General features: G+C 45.5%; 15 protein-coding genes and 1 pseudogene. 6 read left to right on the top strand and 10 right to left on the bottom strand.

The window, feature by feature from the left end:
• Window positions 1-124: 124 nt before the first annotated feature.
• From ribD to ACQQ6X_RS21410, 3 genes are all read right to left on the bottom strand, one after another.
• Window positions 125-1,225 (bottom strand): bifunctional diaminohydroxyphosphoribosylaminopyrimidine deaminase/5-amino-6-(5-phosphoribosylamino)uracil reductase RibD, encoded by a 1,101-nt coding sequence (gene ribD / locus ACQQ6X_RS21400; RefSeq protein WP_305166948.1) that lies wholly within the window; start codon window positions 1,223-1,225, stop codon window positions 125-127.
• Entirely contained in the window at window positions 1,222-1,986 is a 765-nt protein-coding gene (locus tag ACQQ6X_RS21405; RefSeq protein ID WP_149034386.1) for a GTP cyclohydrolase II, read from the bottom strand. The genes ribD and ACQQ6X_RS21405 overlap by 4 nt, the downstream gene beginning before the upstream one ends.
• Before the next feature lie 84 nt (window positions 1,987-2,070).
• A complete protein-coding gene (locus ACQQ6X_RS21410; RefSeq protein WP_305166949.1) occupies window positions 2,071-3,168 on the bottom strand; it encodes an FAD-dependent monooxygenase in 1,098 nt (365 codons plus the stop codon).
• A 255-nt stretch (window positions 3,169-3,423) separates the two neighbouring features.
• Here ACQQ6X_RS21410 and ACQQ6X_RS21415 point away from each other — a divergent pair, with 255 nt between their 5' ends.
• Window positions 3,424-3,759 carry a winged helix-turn-helix transcriptional regulator gene (locus ACQQ6X_RS21415; protein WP_063212901.1) on the top strand — a complete coding sequence of 112 codons (336 nt, stop codon included), beginning with the start codon at window positions 3,424-3,426 and terminating at the stop codon, window positions 3,757-3,759.
• A 117-nt stretch (window positions 3,760-3,876) separates the two neighbouring features.
• Here the strand turns inward: ACQQ6X_RS21415 and ACQQ6X_RS21420 are convergent, their stop codons facing one another.
• Window positions 3,877-4,269, bottom strand: a complete 393-nt coding sequence (locus tag ACQQ6X_RS21420) for a winged helix-turn-helix transcriptional regulator (protein WP_064797279.1) — start codon at window positions 4,267-4,269, stop codon at window positions 3,877-3,879.
• A gap of 149 nt (window positions 4,270-4,418) precedes the next feature.
• Here ACQQ6X_RS21420 and ACQQ6X_RS21425 point away from each other — a divergent pair, with 149 nt between their 5' ends.
• Window positions 4,419-4,937: a DJ-1/PfpI family protein gene (locus ACQQ6X_RS21425; protein ID WP_305166950.1), complete on the top strand. Its 519-nt coding sequence runs from the start codon at window positions 4,419-4,421 to the stop codon at window positions 4,935-4,937.
• Between the two features lie 193 nt (window positions 4,938-5,130).
• Window positions 5,131-5,832: a YoaK family protein gene (locus tag ACQQ6X_RS21430; RefSeq protein WP_023990394.1), complete on the top strand. Its 702-nt coding sequence runs from the start codon at window positions 5,131-5,133 to the stop codon at window positions 5,830-5,832.
• A 12-nt stretch (window positions 5,833-5,844) separates the two neighbouring features.
• Here the strand turns inward: ACQQ6X_RS21430 and ACQQ6X_RS21435 are convergent, their stop codons facing one another.
• Complete coding sequence (locus ACQQ6X_RS21435; protein ID WP_305166951.1) at window positions 5,845-7,020, bottom strand: alanyl-tRNA editing protein; 1,176 nt, start codon at window positions 7,018-7,020, stop codon at window positions 5,845-5,847.
• A gap of 92 nt (window positions 7,021-7,112) precedes the next feature.
• Window positions 7,113-8,402 (bottom strand): arsenic transporter, encoded by a 1,290-nt coding sequence (locus tag ACQQ6X_RS21440; RefSeq protein WP_305166952.1) that lies wholly within the window; start codon window positions 8,400-8,402, stop codon window positions 7,113-7,115.
• Window positions 8,403-8,577: 175 nt separating this feature from the next.
• Between ACQQ6X_RS21440 and ACQQ6X_RS21445 the strand changes: the two genes are divergently transcribed.
• Window positions 8,578-9,360: an alpha/beta fold hydrolase gene (locus tag ACQQ6X_RS21445; protein ID WP_305166953.1), complete on the top strand. Its 783-nt coding sequence runs from the start codon at window positions 8,578-8,580 to the stop codon at window positions 9,358-9,360.
• 106 nt (window positions 9,361-9,466) lie between these two features.
• Window positions 9,467-10,693 carry a sugar efflux transporter gene (locus ACQQ6X_RS21450; protein ID WP_305166954.1) on the top strand — a complete coding sequence of 409 codons (1,227 nt, stop codon included), beginning with the start codon at window positions 9,467-9,469 and terminating at the stop codon, window positions 10,691-10,693.
• 136 nt (window positions 10,694-10,829) lie between these two features.
• Here ACQQ6X_RS21450 and ACQQ6X_RS21455 read toward each other — a convergent pair.
• Both ACQQ6X_RS21455 and ACQQ6X_RS21460 read right to left on the bottom strand, forming a co-directional pair.
• Window positions 10,830-11,048, bottom strand: a pseudogene (locus ACQQ6X_RS21455) (glycosyltransferase); the annotation flags it as partial.
• Window positions 11,049-11,086: 38 nt separating this feature from the next.
• On the bottom strand, window positions 11,087-14,404 hold the full coding sequence (locus ACQQ6X_RS21460; protein WP_305166955.1) for a pectinesterase family protein: 3,318 nt from the start codon (window positions 14,402-14,404) through the stop codon (window positions 11,087-11,089).
• 186 nt (window positions 14,405-14,590) lie between these two features.
• Between ACQQ6X_RS21460 and ACQQ6X_RS21465 the strand changes: the two genes are divergently transcribed.
• Window positions 14,591-15,430, top strand: a complete 840-nt coding sequence (locus tag ACQQ6X_RS21465) for a helix-turn-helix transcriptional regulator (RefSeq protein ID WP_305166956.1) — start codon at window positions 14,591-14,593, stop codon at window positions 15,428-15,430.
• 227 nt (window positions 15,431-15,657) lie between these two features.
• Here the strand turns inward: ACQQ6X_RS21465 and ACQQ6X_RS21470 are convergent, their stop codons facing one another.
• Both ACQQ6X_RS21470 and ACQQ6X_RS21475 read right to left on the bottom strand, forming a co-directional pair.
• Entirely contained in the window at window positions 15,658-16,695 is a 1,038-nt protein-coding gene (locus ACQQ6X_RS21470) for a threonine aldolase family protein (RefSeq protein ID WP_305166957.1), read from the bottom strand.
• Window positions 16,682-17,143, bottom strand: a complete 462-nt coding sequence (locus tag ACQQ6X_RS21475; protein WP_063212887.1) for a MarR family winged helix-turn-helix transcriptional regulator — start codon at window positions 17,141-17,143, stop codon at window positions 16,682-16,684. The genes ACQQ6X_RS21470 and ACQQ6X_RS21475 overlap by 14 nt, the downstream gene beginning before the upstream one ends.
• Window position 17,144 lies beyond the last annotated feature (1 nt).

The following is a 17,144-nucleotide window of genomic DNA, read 5'->3' on the forward strand; positions in this document are numbered from 1 at the left end:
GGTAGCGTTCGCCTTTGCAATGGGATTCTTACCCTTTAAATCTCTTATACAATCCGAAGAATCCCACTGCAACAGCGATCGGAAGATCAACCCTTTCGCGGAGCCTCCTTCCCCCTCAATTGACTCATTTTCCTCGCCCAAAATACCCTTCTATTTTCCAGTCTACGCCAACCTGCGTTATGCTCAAATCCTGTAAGGCTACCGCGTCGCTCATCGCAGACACGCCCTCTCCCCCGAGAAAACCAGGAGCTGAGCGTCCTCCAACCAGTTTTGGCGCCATATACAGCACCAGCTTGTCTGCCAGTCCTTGCTGCACGAACGAAGCGTTCACCTCGGCCCCGCCTTCCACGAATACCGATGAGACCTCCGCTGCTCCCAGAATATCCAGCATTTGCGGAAGGTTGACCCGCTCACTGTTTTCATCCTGTGTCAGATATACCTTCACACCAAGCTCTTCCAGCTGGCTTCGCTTACCTTCATCGTAAGCCCTTCCTGTGAATATCCAGGTCGGCGCCTCTCCATCTGTAATAACACGAGCATCCAATGGAATACGCAGCTTGCTATCCAAAATGATACGAATCGGGTTCCGTCCTTCTGGTAAACGAGTCGTTAGCTGAGGATTATCATGAATCACGGTCTGTACACCGACCAGGATGCCTACATGCTCGTGCCGAAGACGATGCACATCCTCCCTTGCAGCCTCAGATGTAATCCACTTGCTTTCCGAGGTCCGGGTGGCAATTTTACCGTCCAGCGTCACTGCCGATTTGATCGTAATAAAAGGACGCTTGTTCACAATATATTGATTGAACACTTCATTCATGCGGATCGATTCCTGCTCGCATACTCCGACAATGACTTCAATGCCCGCATCTTTCAAAATCTGTACCCCTCTGCCGGAAACCAGCGGGTTCGGGTCCAGGGCTGCAATCACCACCCGGCGAATGCCAGCCTTCACAATCGCTTCCGCGCACGGGCCTGTCCGGCCGTGATGGGAACACGGCTCCAGCGTTACGTAAATCGTCGCCCCCTGAGCATGTTCACCCGCCATACGCAAGGCATGAATCTCGGCATGTGGCTCACCGGGCTTCAAATGAGCCCCGATCCCAACGATACGGCCATTGCTGACAATGACTGAGCCGACGAGCGGGTTCGGTTCTGTTTGCCCTTTGGCACTTCTGGCATTTTCCAGTGCCAGGCGCATATATTTTTCGTGAGTGTTCATAGAACCTCCCTGAGATCGGAATCCCGCAAATGGCCGGATCGTTCTATTTTTGTATTCAAATACCGTTCATTATATTGCGACACATCGCCCCAGAGCGGCATACGACCCGCCACATTCATCCCCGACTTCTTCAAGGCATCCAGCTTTTTAGGGTTATTGGTGATCAGCGTTACCGGTTTTTGTCTCAAGTGCTGAAGCACACTAATGGCATCCACATAATTGCGCGTATCATCTTCAAAACCCAACTGATGGTTGGCTTCGACGGTATCCATGCCTTCTTCCTGCAGAATATAAGCCATAGCTTTGCTAAACAAACCGATCCCGCGACCTTCATGATTAGCCAGATAGAACAATGCACCTGTTCCATGTTCTACAATCATTTTCATCGACTGGTGGAGCTGAAATCCGCAATCGCAGCGCTTGCTACCAAAAATATCTCCAGTATGGCAAATACTATGCATGCGAACTAAAGCATTTTCCGAGCGTTGGAGATCACCGTACACCAAAACGCTCGATTGTTGTCCTTCCGCCAAATTCAGTGTAGACAGTCGCTTCACAATCGTCTCAGCATTAGCATTCAGTAAGTCCTGACGATCTTCCTCGTCCCGTACAGGCAGCCAGCAATACCATTGAAAAACAACCGTCTCTCCTTCCAAATTAACTGGCAGCTTGATCGGTCCTACCAATATCGTCGAAGATTGCTCTCCACGAACGGTTTGAATTTTATCGTTAAGTAGCGTAGCTACATCTTTTATATTCATCTCTCTGCACCATCCTTTATATAAACTCTATATATGAAACGCCTCATATTTTCTCAGGCTAATCGTTGTTGTCAGGTTTTTATATCATGTTACTATGTGTAAAAAATGTTCATGAAACGTGGATTCCATGATCAGCTGACGCTCCTGAAGCTCAGTGACAGCCTGCCGTCGTCCGTCTTCGAAAGACTTCAGATCTTCTACGGTATATACCTGCTGACGCAAACGAAGAAGCTCACTGGCCAGCATATCGGCATCCTTCAAAGCAGCATTCAAGCCAAAAGCTCCCGTAGGTGTCATGGTATGCGCCGCATCTCCAATCAGGATCAGTCCGTTCTGTACCCATGTCTCGCTGCGACTGCTGAAAATATCCAACGGCACGAAGTCCTTCCATGAACGAATCTGATCCAGTACACTATGCTTCAAATCCGGAAAAGCGTCTGTAAACTGGTGTATAAAAGGTGCAAAAGATTGCTTAAACAGGGTTGGAAAGCTGCCTTCCTCCACATTCCAGCCAATTTGAATATAGCCCTCAGCCTGTGAAAATAAAGCCAGCTGCCCTCCATTGACCAGCGCTAGACGAGTAATGGGCTCCCACCCGGCTGGTGCCGTGATTTTGGCCCATAGCAGATCATAGCCGTGACGAATGTTCGTCACAGGCATCTGCGCCAGCTTGCGCACAGTCGAATAGCGACCGTCTGCCCCCACAATCAACGAACTGTGAATCGTAATCTCACGGCCGTCCTTGTCGCGGGCGGTCAGGCCCGTATATCCCTGCGTGCTGTTACCCTCCAACGCAGTCACAGTTGTACCTGCCAGGTAACGGAAGGACTCGTAGGTGGACGCCTGCTTGAGCAGAGCTTTCAAAAATCGAGGTTGTGGAATGTGCACTCCTACATTACCATGGTTTGAAGCTGGTTCAACCGTTTTGACCAGCTGTTGATGCTGCCAATACTCGATTCTTGTAGAAGCGAGAATATGATCCTTATGAATTTGTTCGAGCAGCTTATGCTTTTGGATCACTTCCTGACCCTCATCATTTAATATTTCACCGCGGAAAGCCTTTCCGGGCACGCTCTGCCGCTCAACTAATATCGTGGAAACACCCTGCTCCGCCAGTAGACAGGATAACAAAGTCCCTGCGGGTCCTCCTCCAACTACACACACTTCACATTCCAGTATCATCCGACTTCCCCCTGCGTCCAAACCATAACCACGCGATTCGTTCGTACCTGTTCATTTGATTTTATCATTAATCATATCAAAATAAGTTCAATTTTTAAGTATTAATATATAGAACTCCGTCTCAAATCCGACAAGTTACTTTATGTAACAAAGTATATTTATATCATTCAATTTCGTCAAGTAATAAATTTATGTAAAGTAAAATCATTTACTTTTAACAGTGAATCGTTAATAATAGGAGCATGAGGTGATCACATGAATATTCCGCAGATGTGTCCACGGTTTGAAAAAGCTATGGAGATACTGAGCAAGCGTTGGACGGTGTTGATCGTATTTCAACTCACGAATGGACCGCAACGTTTCGTAGCGATTGAGAATTCAATTCCTAATTTAAGTGGAAAGGTCCTTTCGGACCGTTTGAAAGAGCTGGAGGAAGAAGGAATCATACAACGTACGGTTTATCCTGAGAAGCCCGTGCGGATTGAATACTCACTTACGGATAAAGGACGCGATTTAGCTCCTTTATTTGACCATATCGGTACCTGGGCTACACGCTGGATTGAGGTTCTACCCGCACTTGAACAGCAATGATTCATATTGAAGCAAAGAACGCCTTGCGCTATGAGTACAATTGTACTCATAGCGCAAGGCGTTCTATTTTTCATATGACAAAGCAATAATGGTCGACCTTAGATCGTATCCAAAATTTCAGGCGTTTCTCTCACTGCTGCGTTGCATTTCATCACGAATGGATTGCACCCGCTTTTTCCCCCAGTCATACATCATCTCCACAATCGGTAAAATCGTCATTCCGAGCTCAGTCATTGAATACTCCACCTTTGGAGGCACTTCCGGATACACTTCCCGGTGCACAATACCATCTTCCATTAACTCCCGCAGCTGGTTGGTCAGCACTTTATGTGACAGCTTCGGAAACAGTCTTTGCAGGTCACTGAACCGATGCGGTCCTTCCACACCCAAATGCCATAAAATAACGACCTTCCATTTCCCGCTTAGTACAGATAACGTTAGTTCCTTTTCGCAGTTGTAGTCTCCGTTTATAATTTTCTCCCGTATTTCTTCTCTCAGTGTATCAGACATATGTCAATTAACTCCTTCTGAATCATCATGATCTTGCACACTATTAGTAACCTGCAGGTAACCTCCGTACTTGAAAGTGCATTCTTCACAGCCTAGCAAAGCCACCCTACAATAGTAGATAACGTTACACATTCAAGGAGGAATAGAGTATGAGTAAAAAAGCTCTTTTTATTATACCCCCAGAGCGCTTTAATGAGGATGAATTATTTAAACCCAAAGAAGCGCTGGAACAAGCAGGCGTTACCGTGACACTGGCCAGTACAAAAACAGGCGAAATTATGGGTGACTACAACGGTAAAGCGACGGCTGATCTTGTTTTTACAGACGCTGTGCTGGCTGATTATAATGTGGTATCTGTGATCGGTGGATCAGGAACGAATGATCATCTGTGGAATAACGCCGATCTCCAAGCTCTCCTGAAACAAGCTCATGAGCAAAAGACTTTAGTGGGCGGCATCTGTGCAGGCTCTGTGGCCGTGGCTCAAACCGGACTGCTCTCTGGAAGAACAGCTACATGCTATCCAGTGGATGTACAAAAGGATCAGCTCCAAGCGCATCAAGCCGAATATCTCGCTCAGCATGTCGTTGCGCATAGCGATATTATTACAGCCGATGGTCCAGACGGAGCTCAGGAGTTTGGGAAAGCCCTCGTTCAAGCTCTGCAATAAGCACATTCTCGAAGTTCCAGATGGCACTTTAAACAAAACTCCAAGAAGCCGCATCACGTCCTTTCTATTGTATGGGACCTGATGTGGCTTCTTTGTGTCATTTTCATGCTGAAGTGATTAATTTAATTGTATGGTCCTGGATTTTCGTGTTAGCTTTAAAGAACCGACGTTTAGCATAGGAGGCTTATATGCCGTGTTTATGAAAGGCAAAATCCATTTACATCAGGTAACGTCCGAATCGTTGCGACTGGGCGCCTTACTATCATTAGTAGGGGGCTTTTTGGACACATATACCTTTGTTGGAAGAGGCGGTGTTTTCGCCAACGCACAGACAGGCAATATCGTGCTGCTGGCTGTCAAAGTCATTCAAGGCCACTGGATTCAGGCGTTATCCTATATCCCGCCCCTGATCGCCTTTTCACTGGGGGTTTTTGTTGCTGAAGGGATTAAACGAAAATCAACCCACCGTTTAACTCCGGACTGGACCCGCGCAATTCTTTTACTGGAAATTGCGATTTTTTTCATCGTGGGATTGATTCCGCAAGGAGTTCCCAATACGGTAGTGGTGGTGATCGTCTCGTTCGTCGCTTCCGTGCAAATGACTTCCTTCCGCAAGCTCATTGATGTGCCGTACACCTCCACGGTCAGCACCGGCAACCTCCGATCAGCTATCGAGGCTGTGTATGTCGCCGTAACGACCAAGGACACGAACGCTGCCATTCGTGCGATGCGTTATGGTGTCATCCTGGCCGCCTTCTTGGTAGGAGCCTTGCTGGGGGGATTTCTGACTTTGACGATTGGGGATAAAGCCGTTTGGGGCGCTGTTGTTGCACTTATCTTTTCTTTTATTTTATTTACAGAAGAGGAAAAGTGGAAGCTGCCGCTGCGTCACTAATCCTCCATTACATTAGCCCTGAATGAACTGCCGCTGGGCCGTTTCAAAGAAATTCAAGAGGTCATTGCGGGACGAAAATGCTGCCTGAGCAGATTGGTTGCTACCGCCCCCTTTACCCTGGAACGCGCCCAGATTTTCCTTTAAAAACGCTCCGCAGCTAATGGATTGGGTACCGTTGTGTGCCAGAATGATTTTGTTTTCTGCTGTTGTGGCAAATAAAACAAGCAAATCATGCTCAGCGGTCAGCTTGGCAGCCAATTGCTGCATCTCCTGAAAGGATTTTTGTTCGAATACACGAGCAAGAACATGCCCCTGTACAGCAGACAGCAACTCTTTTGCTTGGTACGATACATTTTCCTCTTGCAGGAGCTCCACTTGCGCCTTGAGTTGCTTGTGCTCCTGCTCCCACTTTTCGAATCGGGTCAAAATATCCTTCCGTCCGGTATTGAACTTCGCAGATAACACGTCCAAAATCCGAACACCCTCATTAAAGTCGTGGAGTGCGCGAGCACCACATTTGAAATGGATTCTCGCCATCCCTTTTTGCTTCTCCCATTTCAAGCATTTAATCATCCCAATTTCCCCGGTCTGAGCCACATGTGTACCGCCGCAGGCATTATATTCAATGCCCTCGATCTCAACAATTCGAATATTTTCCGTCACTTTAGGCATTTTCACAAGTGGAATGTCCTTCAGTTGCTCATGGGTTACAAAATAGCTTTTAATGCTGCGGTTATTGTAGATTTGCCGATTGGCTTCCTGCTCGATTGCCGATAGCTGGGCAGAGGTTATATCCGAACAGTTGACATCAATTGTGGCGTACTCTTGTCCCAAATGAAAGCTCTCTGTACGCGCACCCAACAGTTCTAGGCAAACCGCTGACAGCAAATGCTGCCCGCTATGCTGCTGCATATGATCAAATCTGCGCTCCCAATCCAATTGGCAGGCCACTTTCCCCTCCTCCGGCAAGCGTTCTACCTGATGCCAAATATCCCCGTCTTCGAGAACAACATCTAATACACGAATGCCCTGTATCGTTCCTGTATCACACGGCTGACCTCCGCCATGCGGATAAAAGGCCGTTTCCTCAAGCATAACAAAAAATGCTCCGTCTCTTTCCATGCTTTGTGTAATATAAGTGTTCCACTCCGTAAGATTTGGAGCGGTGTAATATAATTTTGCCGCCATTTCAGTCCCTCACTTTTGGGTATCTTGGTCTCGTGCGATATCCATTTATTATCAAGCACTTCATTGTAAATATCAATGTAGTGAATAGCTCATTATGACATGATTAACCACAGATATAAGCCCAACAGGGTAATAAAAAGTGTAGGAATAGTTAAGACGATGCCTGTTTTAAAATAAGTGCCCCATGAAATTTTCACGTTTTTCGAACGAAGCACATGCAGCCACAATAATGTGGCTAATGAACCGATTGGAGTTATTTTCGGTCCAAGGTCCGACCCAATGACGTTAGCATAAATCAGTGCCTCTTTGACCATACTGGTTGTATGAGTGGCATTAATGGCAAGCGCATCAATCATGACCGTAGGCAAGTTATTCATACTCGAAGAGATAATCGCCGCAATAAAACCCATGGCCATGGTGGCTACAAACATACCTTGATCAGCAGCCGCTTGAATCACGTGGGACAGCAGATCCGTCAAACCGGCGTTGCGCAAACCATACACTACCACATACATCCCGATAGAGAAAAATACGATGGCCCATGGAGCTCCCTTAATGACTTCTTTCATGGGTACCACAGGGCTTCTTCTAGCCATCAGCAAGAAAAGGATAGCAATCAAACCAGCCACCACCGAGACGGGAATGTCAAAAAATTCGCATACAAAGTAGCCAATCAACAATATTGTGAGAACGATCCAGGACATACGGAACATCTTTGGATCTTTTATCGCAGTTGCAGGCGTGATTAACTGTGTCGCATCAAACGTTTTAGGAATTCTTTTGCGAAAAAAGAGATACAGTACCACGATACTAGCCGCTAAGGAAAACAGATTAGGTACAATCATACGACTCGCATATTCCATAAAACTGATTCCAAAGAAATCGGCTGACACAATATTAACGAGGTTGCTGACTACAAGCGGAAGCGACGTCGTATCTGCAATAAATCCGCTTGCTATGATAAAAGGAAACACCATTTTCTCATCCAATTTCAGTGCCCGAACCATCGCCAGTACAATTGGCGTCAAAATTAATGCCGCTCCATCATTGGCAAAAAAAGCAGCAACTATGGCACCCAGGACGCTCACATAGACAAACATCCGGGTTCCGCTTCCACGGGCTATCCGCGCCATATGAAGTGCTGCCCATTCGAAGAAACCAATTTTATCAAGGACTAATGAAATCAGAATAATGGCAACAAAAGCTAGTGTTGCATTCCAAACCATTCGAGTAACTTCCCAAACATCATGCAAATCCACTACCCCCACCAGCAAGGAGAGTATGGCACCGCCGCACGCAGACCACCCAATGGACAGATGTTTAGGCTGCCAAATGACCAAAACTAAAGTGACTAAGAATATAATGCATGCCAACAAAATCAATGTTCTAAAAACCTCCATTACATTTACATTACCTTGTAAATATTTACTTATATTAAAAACCGTTCGGCTACATAACCTAGTGGATCCAATGTGTGACCCCTTCGATTATATAACTAATGCATACATACTAATAGAGCCCATTTAAAATCAAACCTTTCCGAAAGAGAGCAGAACGATGACTACAACAAACTTACACGAATATTCCATGCATTATATAGATTCCGGCGAAGGAACGGCCATTCTATTCATTCACCCTCCGGTACTCACAAGCTTAAGTTTCACGTACCAAATCCAAGGTTTATCGCCCTATTTTCGAACAATTGCTTTTGACATCAGAGGACACGGTAAAAGCCTGCCTTCCAAGCAAACGATTACTTACCCTCTCATTGTAGAGGATATTAAACATTTGATGGATCGGTTGAACTTGGATAAGGTATTTTTGTGTGGATATTCGATCGGAGGCTCGATCGTATTGGAATTCCTCTTAACTTATCCAGATCGGGCATGGGGAGGGATTGTGATCAGCGGGATGTCGGAGGTAAATGATTGGCGGCTAAAAAACAAAATTTCGTTGGGTATTGCTCTTTCCAAGATCGGCGCAGTCGGTACAATCGCGCTTTCTAATGCTTGGTCACAAACGAAACGATTATCTTTATTTCGCAGGTTATTCAACGATGCGAGGCATGGAAATCCCAAGAATGTTGAGCAATTTTACCGTTACAGTTTGAAGTACAACTGTACCTCACGACTGGGGGAAATCCAGCTTCCCGTCCTGCTCGTCTATGGTGAAGAGGATCAACATTTCCATCGTTATGCCAACCTATTGAACCAGCAATTACCGAAGAGTGAGCTTGTTTTCATTAAAAAAGCTGATCACCGCCTTCCTACGAAGGCCGCTGGAACATTGAATGAACTGGTCAAGCAGTTCATAGATCGCTTCAGTGAAAATCATTTATAATATTTTATACAATGAAAATATACAAATTATGCTAAAGTCGTATATAGTTTAGTTAGGATAGGTATGTATTGTTCTGCTTCTAAATTGGAAGGGGTGTAAAAATGAAATGCTAAAGCGTATTCAAAATCTTTTCGTTATCCCCAATTATCCGCTATTCATGACCTGTATGTTATTGCAAGGTATGGCTATTTCTATAAGTGCACCTTTTTTAGCCGTATATTTTACAGGTACACTTGGCGTATCTGTGGGAACCTTTGGTGTATTTACAGCGGTGACTTTGATTTGTGGCATATGGATAAGCTCTCTTATTGCCAAACGTTCCGATACCGGATTGGACCGCAAGCAAATTTTAGTGATGTGTACGGTATTTAATGCGATAGCCTTCGCAGGATATCTTGTCATCCAAAATTTTTATGTACTTTTTGTCTATATGACTATCTTTACGGCTATGGGTGCCCCTGGAATGCCTCAGTTATTTGCCAGTGCCCGTGAGGCGGTAGATCGCAGTAAATCTGCGGACCATGCCTTCGCGAATTCAACGCTTCGTTCTATGTTCTCGCTTGGATTTATTACCGGACCGCTCTTTGGCTCCTTCTTGATTGCACATACGGGCTTTAAAGGTATTTTTGTCGGTACGACCTCTATTTTTGTACTTATTGCCGTTCTGCTATTCTTTTTTATCAAGCAGTCTCCTGTTCAGCTTAAACATAAGGATCAACGCTCTCTTCATCACATTTCATTACATAAAAATATTGAAATTCTGATCCCCTTCTCCGTTCTTACTTTGCTTTATACATCTCACTGGATGAATAGTTTGAATATTTCCTTGTTCATTATTCACAATTTAAAAGGTAACACGAGTGACGTTGCTCTAGTAGCCAGTATTTGCGCCATTTTGGAAATCCCCTTGATGCTCATGCTGGGCCTACTAGCAGCCAAATACTCCAACCGTTTACTTATATTTTTAGGGGCATTAACAGGCGTTGTCTATTATCTGCTCGTCCTTATGTCTACAGAGATGTGGCAACTATTCGTGGGGCAGCTTCTTCTAGCCTTCTTTGTTGCAGTAATTTCAGCGATTGGTATCAGCTATATGCAGGACTTGTTGCCAGCTCTCCCTGGATACGCCTCGACGCTGTATTCCAATGCGACAACGATTGGAAGACTGGCGGGGAGCTTGCTGGGCGGATTGTTCGCTCAATGGATGGGTTATCGAAACTCCTATTGGATATGCTTATTCCTGATCCTCTGCTGTCTTGGTCTGCTGGCGATTTCAAAAAAATTAGAGTTTGACAAATCGGCTGCTCTACACGAAAGAAATCACAGTCTATAGGACGAGGTCAATACAAGAAGCAGCACGTAAATCTGGACAAGAAGCTAAAGTCCGGTTACGTGCTGCTTTGTTATGACGATTATGCCACGCATAATCCTGATTGGTTAAAATCGGGGACTGCCGTACACGCACCCTTGGCTTGATTCAACACCTCTACTAAAGCAGCTTTTAAGATAGCAGGTGTGAGTTCATTTTTATTCACAGCAATACCCAATCCCAGCTCTTGCACCCGATTAGCCACGATCGGCTGATCCGATATCATGGGAACCAGAACCATCGGCACGTTGTAATACAAGGCTTCGCTCGCACTGTTCATTCCTCCATGTGTAATAAAGGCATCTACACGCTGGAGCATTCAAAGCGACTCCCCCGCTTATCTATTGAACATCAGATTTATAGACGCCAATCCCAATGATCGGTCCCGCTCAGAACAGCTTCAACGGTGTACTGGTTGGCTTCGTCAGCCGCAAGCTGTTTGGCCCAAGGTACACGCCCGCTACTTTCTGCACCTGGTCCAAAGTTGTCGAACTCTCCAAATCTTGCGGTCTGCTCATTGGATTCCTTCCCCCAATTGTTCCAGCCCCCCGGCTTGATATGGTCATCCATATAGGTCTTCAAAAAAGTAACATGAGCGTAAGGTCGCCAAGGCCGCCCAAGATCCACCTTGCCTGTCAATCCAGCCTCACTTGTCAGACGACACTGAGTAAATACAAAACCCGGCTGGTTCTCTTCTGTTGAAGCTGCTGTCACATATCCGGCACGCAGGCTGTGTATGATCGAATTATCAAATACGGCAGGTGCATTGCCAAATATAAAATCAACACTGCCACTGATGTAGCTGTCCTTAAAATACTGTCTGCCACGGTTCACAAGCAATGTATCCTGTAATCCGGTGATTTTGACATTGTGATACTTGCCACGGTCACCTTCGGCATATAACGCTACAGCCTGCACCTGCCCGGTCCCTTCTGTGTTGGCGACCGTCACATTTTCCAACACAAAATCAGGACTTTGCACACGCATGGTATAGCTGTTGCTCGTCCCTAATTCTTTACCGTCCACCACCGTTTTGGCCGTATCATCAAAAGCAATGATCGTTTTGTCCCGATCTTCTCCGATAATGCTCAGATTTTTCTTGGAGGAGTTCACCTTTATTTTTTCACGGTACGTACCGTTTTTGAGATGGATCACAGTCTTTGTGTTGCTGTTGTCAGGGACTGCATCAATAGCTGCCTGGAGGGATGTATAGTCAGCAGGGCCATAGGTCGATACAACCACACTAGTAGGAGAGTTTCCTCCTGAGCCTGTTAGCTTGTGGACCGTGACATTGCTGAATTCCGACGTATTGTAATTCCATACATCGTTTTGCTGTTTGGATGCATCGGTAGCGAGCCCAAACAATAGCGGTTGATGATCTGGAAAATCTATAACGGTTTCACCAACCTTCTCCCAGTTCGTCACACCGTCGGCAGATACCCATCCGGTAAGCTTTTGTCCTTGCCGCACCAAACGAACCGAATATGGCGTTGTAATAAACGTCTCCATTGACGCTCGTTTCGTTTTACCATCCGTTTGATCACGACTGATAAGAATGCCCTGTTTGCCATATTTAACAAATGCTAAAGACATAAAGGCCATTTTTGATCCAGGCTTCAGTGATTCACGAATCATTACACCTGCTTCGGCATTATCGTCCACAGGAGTAATCTTCTCCACACGGGCTGTAATTTCGCCGTCTCCCTCCCATTTCTGATAAGCATAATGGAAAAGATCAGCCTGACCGTCAATGTCCCCCGCCGATTTTAGTCGTATGCTGCTGCCGTTTGCATCTTCTTTTAATACCTGAGTATGCCCTTGGATATATCCATCGTTGCCCTCAGAGCCAACCTCTTCGCTGAGCCAGCTTCCCGATGATGCAGTCGTGTTGACATGGATGGTGACAGAATTAGAAAATGCAGCTGTGCCCTTCCGGTCTGTCACCCGTGCAACAATGTAGTGTGTACCGTCCATCACACGGTTCCAATCGATTTGATAAGGCGCATTTTCTACTTTTCCGGCGAGTTTGCCATCAATGATAAATTCAACGTGAGCAATGCCATCTTGGTCCTTGGCCGTTGCAGTTATGGTTGCATTACGTCCCGCTTCCAAAATATCGTTATGCTTCAATGAACGTCCGCCTTCATCCGATACCTGTACGGCGGCCTCCGGATTATCCACCTCACTTCCATTGGACAGCTTCGCAATGAGATCATTCAAATAGACCTCCAGATTCGTGTAGCCCTTGGCAAAATGAGCATACTCCCCTGTGCCGGCAAACTCCTGACCGTTACGGTCGTCTGCATTTTTAGGGTCCAGTCCATGAGCACGTTCCCATTCATCCGGCATGCCATCACGATCACTATCAGTAAGCTCCGCGGTGGTTACGCTATAATCATCATATATCCACCCTGCTTCCCGTGGGGAGTTGATAAATGCACCCATTCCATTCTTCACATCATTCATAATGCGGGCGTCCACCGCATCTCTTCTGGGTAACGTCGCTCCTGAACCAGCAAGCACCTCAGCATAAGCGGTCTGTGCATCTGTCGCTTGATATGGACCGTACGCATCCGGTGAAATTCCGTTGTCGTATTCGCCTCTGACTTCAATCGGCTCTGCCAAACGAGTGGAAGGATCAATAATCGACCCAATGGATGTTCCAAGCTGCCAGTTGTCTTGGGTAACCGAATCGTTCCCGTACATATAGTTGCCACCAATAAACATACGTGTTTTATATTTTTTACTCCCCACGTCTACAAAGATTTGACCGCGAACATCCTTATATGTGTTGGGTCCATACTTATAATAGTTATTCAGCACATTATACGATCCTTCACCGCCGCCATAGGAAGAGAAAAATCCCCAGTTATAAATGACATTATTAGTCATTTCCACAGCATCAATTTGTTTTTTATCGGTTGGGAAACGCGGATTGCGGCTTGCATTGTGAGCCAGCAAGTTATGATGATAGGTGGAATTTCGACCACCCCATATGCCGCCATAGCCGTGACGACCTTTCTGGTGCGTGGTCATTAGCATACTTTCGGACGCAATGGACCATTGTACCGTCGTATTTACGTTATCGTACAGACTTAGCACCTCATCCACCGACCAGCTAAAGGAACAGTGATCAATCATAATATTTTTATGATATCTGGCTCCTAATGCGTCATCCTCGCTGGGGTAACGGTCGGTTAATCGAAAACGCAGGTAACGAAAAATAACGTTATCTGCATCAATTCCTGTGGTGTAATCGCTTACAGTTATGCCATCGCCAGGAGCTGTTTGACCCGCAACCGTCAGGTTGTTGCCCAAAATTTTAAGTGGCTCCTTAAGATGAATGGTTCCACCCACCCGGAATACGACCGTCCGATTATCGGAGCTGACCGCTGCACGAAGAGATCCGGGGATCATCTGCTCCCCTTTGCCGTAGTCTGCCAGCGTGGTAACTTCGTATACTTCACCACCGCGTCCACCGGTAACATATTTACCACCACCCTCAGCCCCCGGAAACGCCGGAATATTCGTCGCTATTTTTTCTACCTTTTCCACTTTTGCCATCTCTGTTCCTGCCGCAGTCTCTGCCTGGATCAGTGGCGGGCACAAGGTCAACAACATTGAACCCACAACCATATTACATAGCACCTTTTTCCATGTACGCTGCTTGCTCATATTCTGTTTCCTCCCTAAGATTTCTTTCACATCAGCGCATACTTTTATAAAAGAATGATCCGAGACGTTCAGAAATTACTTCACCTCCTTTCATCAATCTTTTCTACTTTTACCGTGGGCAGGTGTCATATATACTAAGGGTATATGAATGCGCTTACTTATCTTAATTGGCAAAGGAAGAAGCACATGAATGAAATCAAGGAAGACAAATATGTCATCGGAGAACAACAATTCTCCATCCATCACATCTACCGTACCGGCTTCACAGTTATGCCCAGACCTCATGTTCATGAGAAGTATGAGCTGTATTTTTTGCTGCAGGGCGAACGCATCTACTTTATGAATGGCAAGGTATACACCGCTCGTAAGGGCGATCTGATATTCATCCTCCCTCATGACTTACACTCTACCGCCTGCACGCAATTGGAGGAAACCGAACGCATTTTAATTCATTTTTCTCCGACGTTTCTCCCACAGCAGGATCGTGACATTCTCGATCTACCGCCTTATCAGCAATCCGCGTTGCTTCGCTTACCAGCTAGAGAACAAGTCGAAGTGGAACGGCTGTTCCTGCAAATGAATACCGAATGCAGAAACAAGCAGCCTCTGCATGACCGTTGTGTACAGCACCTGCTGCTGGAAATGCTCATCCTCGTGCACCGATCAGAAGCAGCGGAGCGTAGCGAACTTGTTTCCTCTCATCCCATGCATCAGAAAATCACAGAAATTTCGTCTTTTATTCAGAATCATTTCAGCGAGCCGTTAACTCTCGAACAAGTGGCCGCCTGCTTTTTTATTAGTCCAGCTTACCTAAGCCGTATCTTTCTAAAATTAACTGGCTTTCATTTTAGCGAATACATCCGCATAGTGAGGGTCAGGGCTGCTCAAACCAGACTGCGAACCACCAAGGACAAAATCCAGCACATTGCAGAGGATGTCGGCTTCGGTCATGCTTCCCATTTTAATAAAATTTTCAAAAAAATAACCGGGCTCTCCCCTCTTCAATACCGTAAACAGGTTCGTTAGGTATTCAGTGTAAATAATTAGGCGCTGATTTTATACATCCACTCTTGTCTTGTTTTTCCATTTTTATATCTACTTGCTCTTTCATGGAACTAAAGACGGGCCGCCTGAATGAGGTCATTTACACGACAAAAAAACCATACTTCGCTGCAATGTGTGCAACGAGGTATGGCCTATTCCATCATCCATGTTACCTCTTCAAGATGATACTCATCGTTTATCCGTGACCTCTATTGTAATGCTTTAATATCCTGAAGCAGCATTTCAATATTTTCTTTCTTCGTGGCCCAACTGGTGCAGAATCGAACAGCAGTATGTGTATCATCAACCTTCTCCCAAAAGGAGTAAGTATATTTTTCGCTTAATGCCTGTAATATACGATCTGATAAAATCGGAAACTGCTGATTGGTTGTTGAATGATATTGGAAAGAAAATCCTTGCTCGGATAATCCTTTTTGCAGCAACATGGCCATATCTATGGCGTGTTTGGAAATCTCAAAGTATAAACCGTCCTCAAACAGCGTTTCAAACTGAATGCCCAGCATTCTGCCCTTAGCCAGCAGTCCTCCTTTTTGCTTGATCATATATCTGAAATCTTTTTTCAAAGCATCATTTAGGATAACGACAGCTTCTCCCATCATGGCTCCAATTTTGGTACCGCCAATATAAAACACATCGCACAGCTGTGCTATATCTGCTAAAGATACATCACTATCCTCTGCAACCAAACCATAGCCCAAGCGGGCCCCATCTATAAACAGCGGTAAATCACATTCACGACAGACTTTACTTAACACTTCCAGCTCGGATCGGCTATAGATCGTTCCATTCTCGGTCGGTTGAGAAATATAGACCATCCCGGGCTGTACACAATGCTCAGGAGCAGCATCACGCCAGTGAGCGTCGTACAGTTCCTTTACCTGTTCACCCCGGATTTTCCCATCCTCGCTTGGCAATGTTAGTACTTTATGTCCAGTAGCCTCAATTGCTCCGGTCTCATGCACAGCAATATGTCCAGAAACTGCGGCAATCACGCCTTGATGCGGACGCAAAATCGAAGAAATGACCGTTGTATTGGTCTGTGTACCTCCAACCAAAAAGTGTACATCCGCATTTTCAGAGTCACATGCCTTTTTAATATAAGCTCTGGCTTTTTCACAATGATCGTCCACACCATAGCCTGGCGTCTGTTCCTCATTCGTCTCCAGTAGTCGCTGTAATATACGTTCATGGGCACCTTCGGTATAGTCGCATTCAAATCGTATCATTCTGTATCCTCTCCGAAATATCCAATTTCTTCTGAATTAACAACATGGAAGCATGTAATTGTTGAATCTCTTCTTCTGAAAGTCCTTGAACTAATCGTAGAATTTGTTCATCAGACCTTTCATTCAATTGGTTGTAGAACGTTTTTCCTTTGGGTGTCAGACGAATTAGATTTGTTCTATTATCCAACGTTGAATTTTCCTTAACAAGAAAGCCCTCTTTGCAAAATTTAGCAATGATTCTGCTCATATAGCTGCGATCAATTTTAAGAGATTCGACCAGCGTATTCGCAATACATGGCTCGATCAACCCAATCTCTATAATGACACGTGCCTCAGTAAAGGAATATCCACTATCCAGCACATGTCTATCTAAAACACCAAGTAAATTCGTATAGAACCGATTAAAACGCCTCATATCCGCTATGATATTAGCATCTATATTGACCATA

It is taken from the genome of Paenibacillus ottowii (genome assembly GCF_050516475.1).
Taxonomy (GTDB): Bacteria; Bacillota; Bacilli; order Paenibacillales; family Paenibacillaceae; genus Paenibacillus; species Paenibacillus ottowii.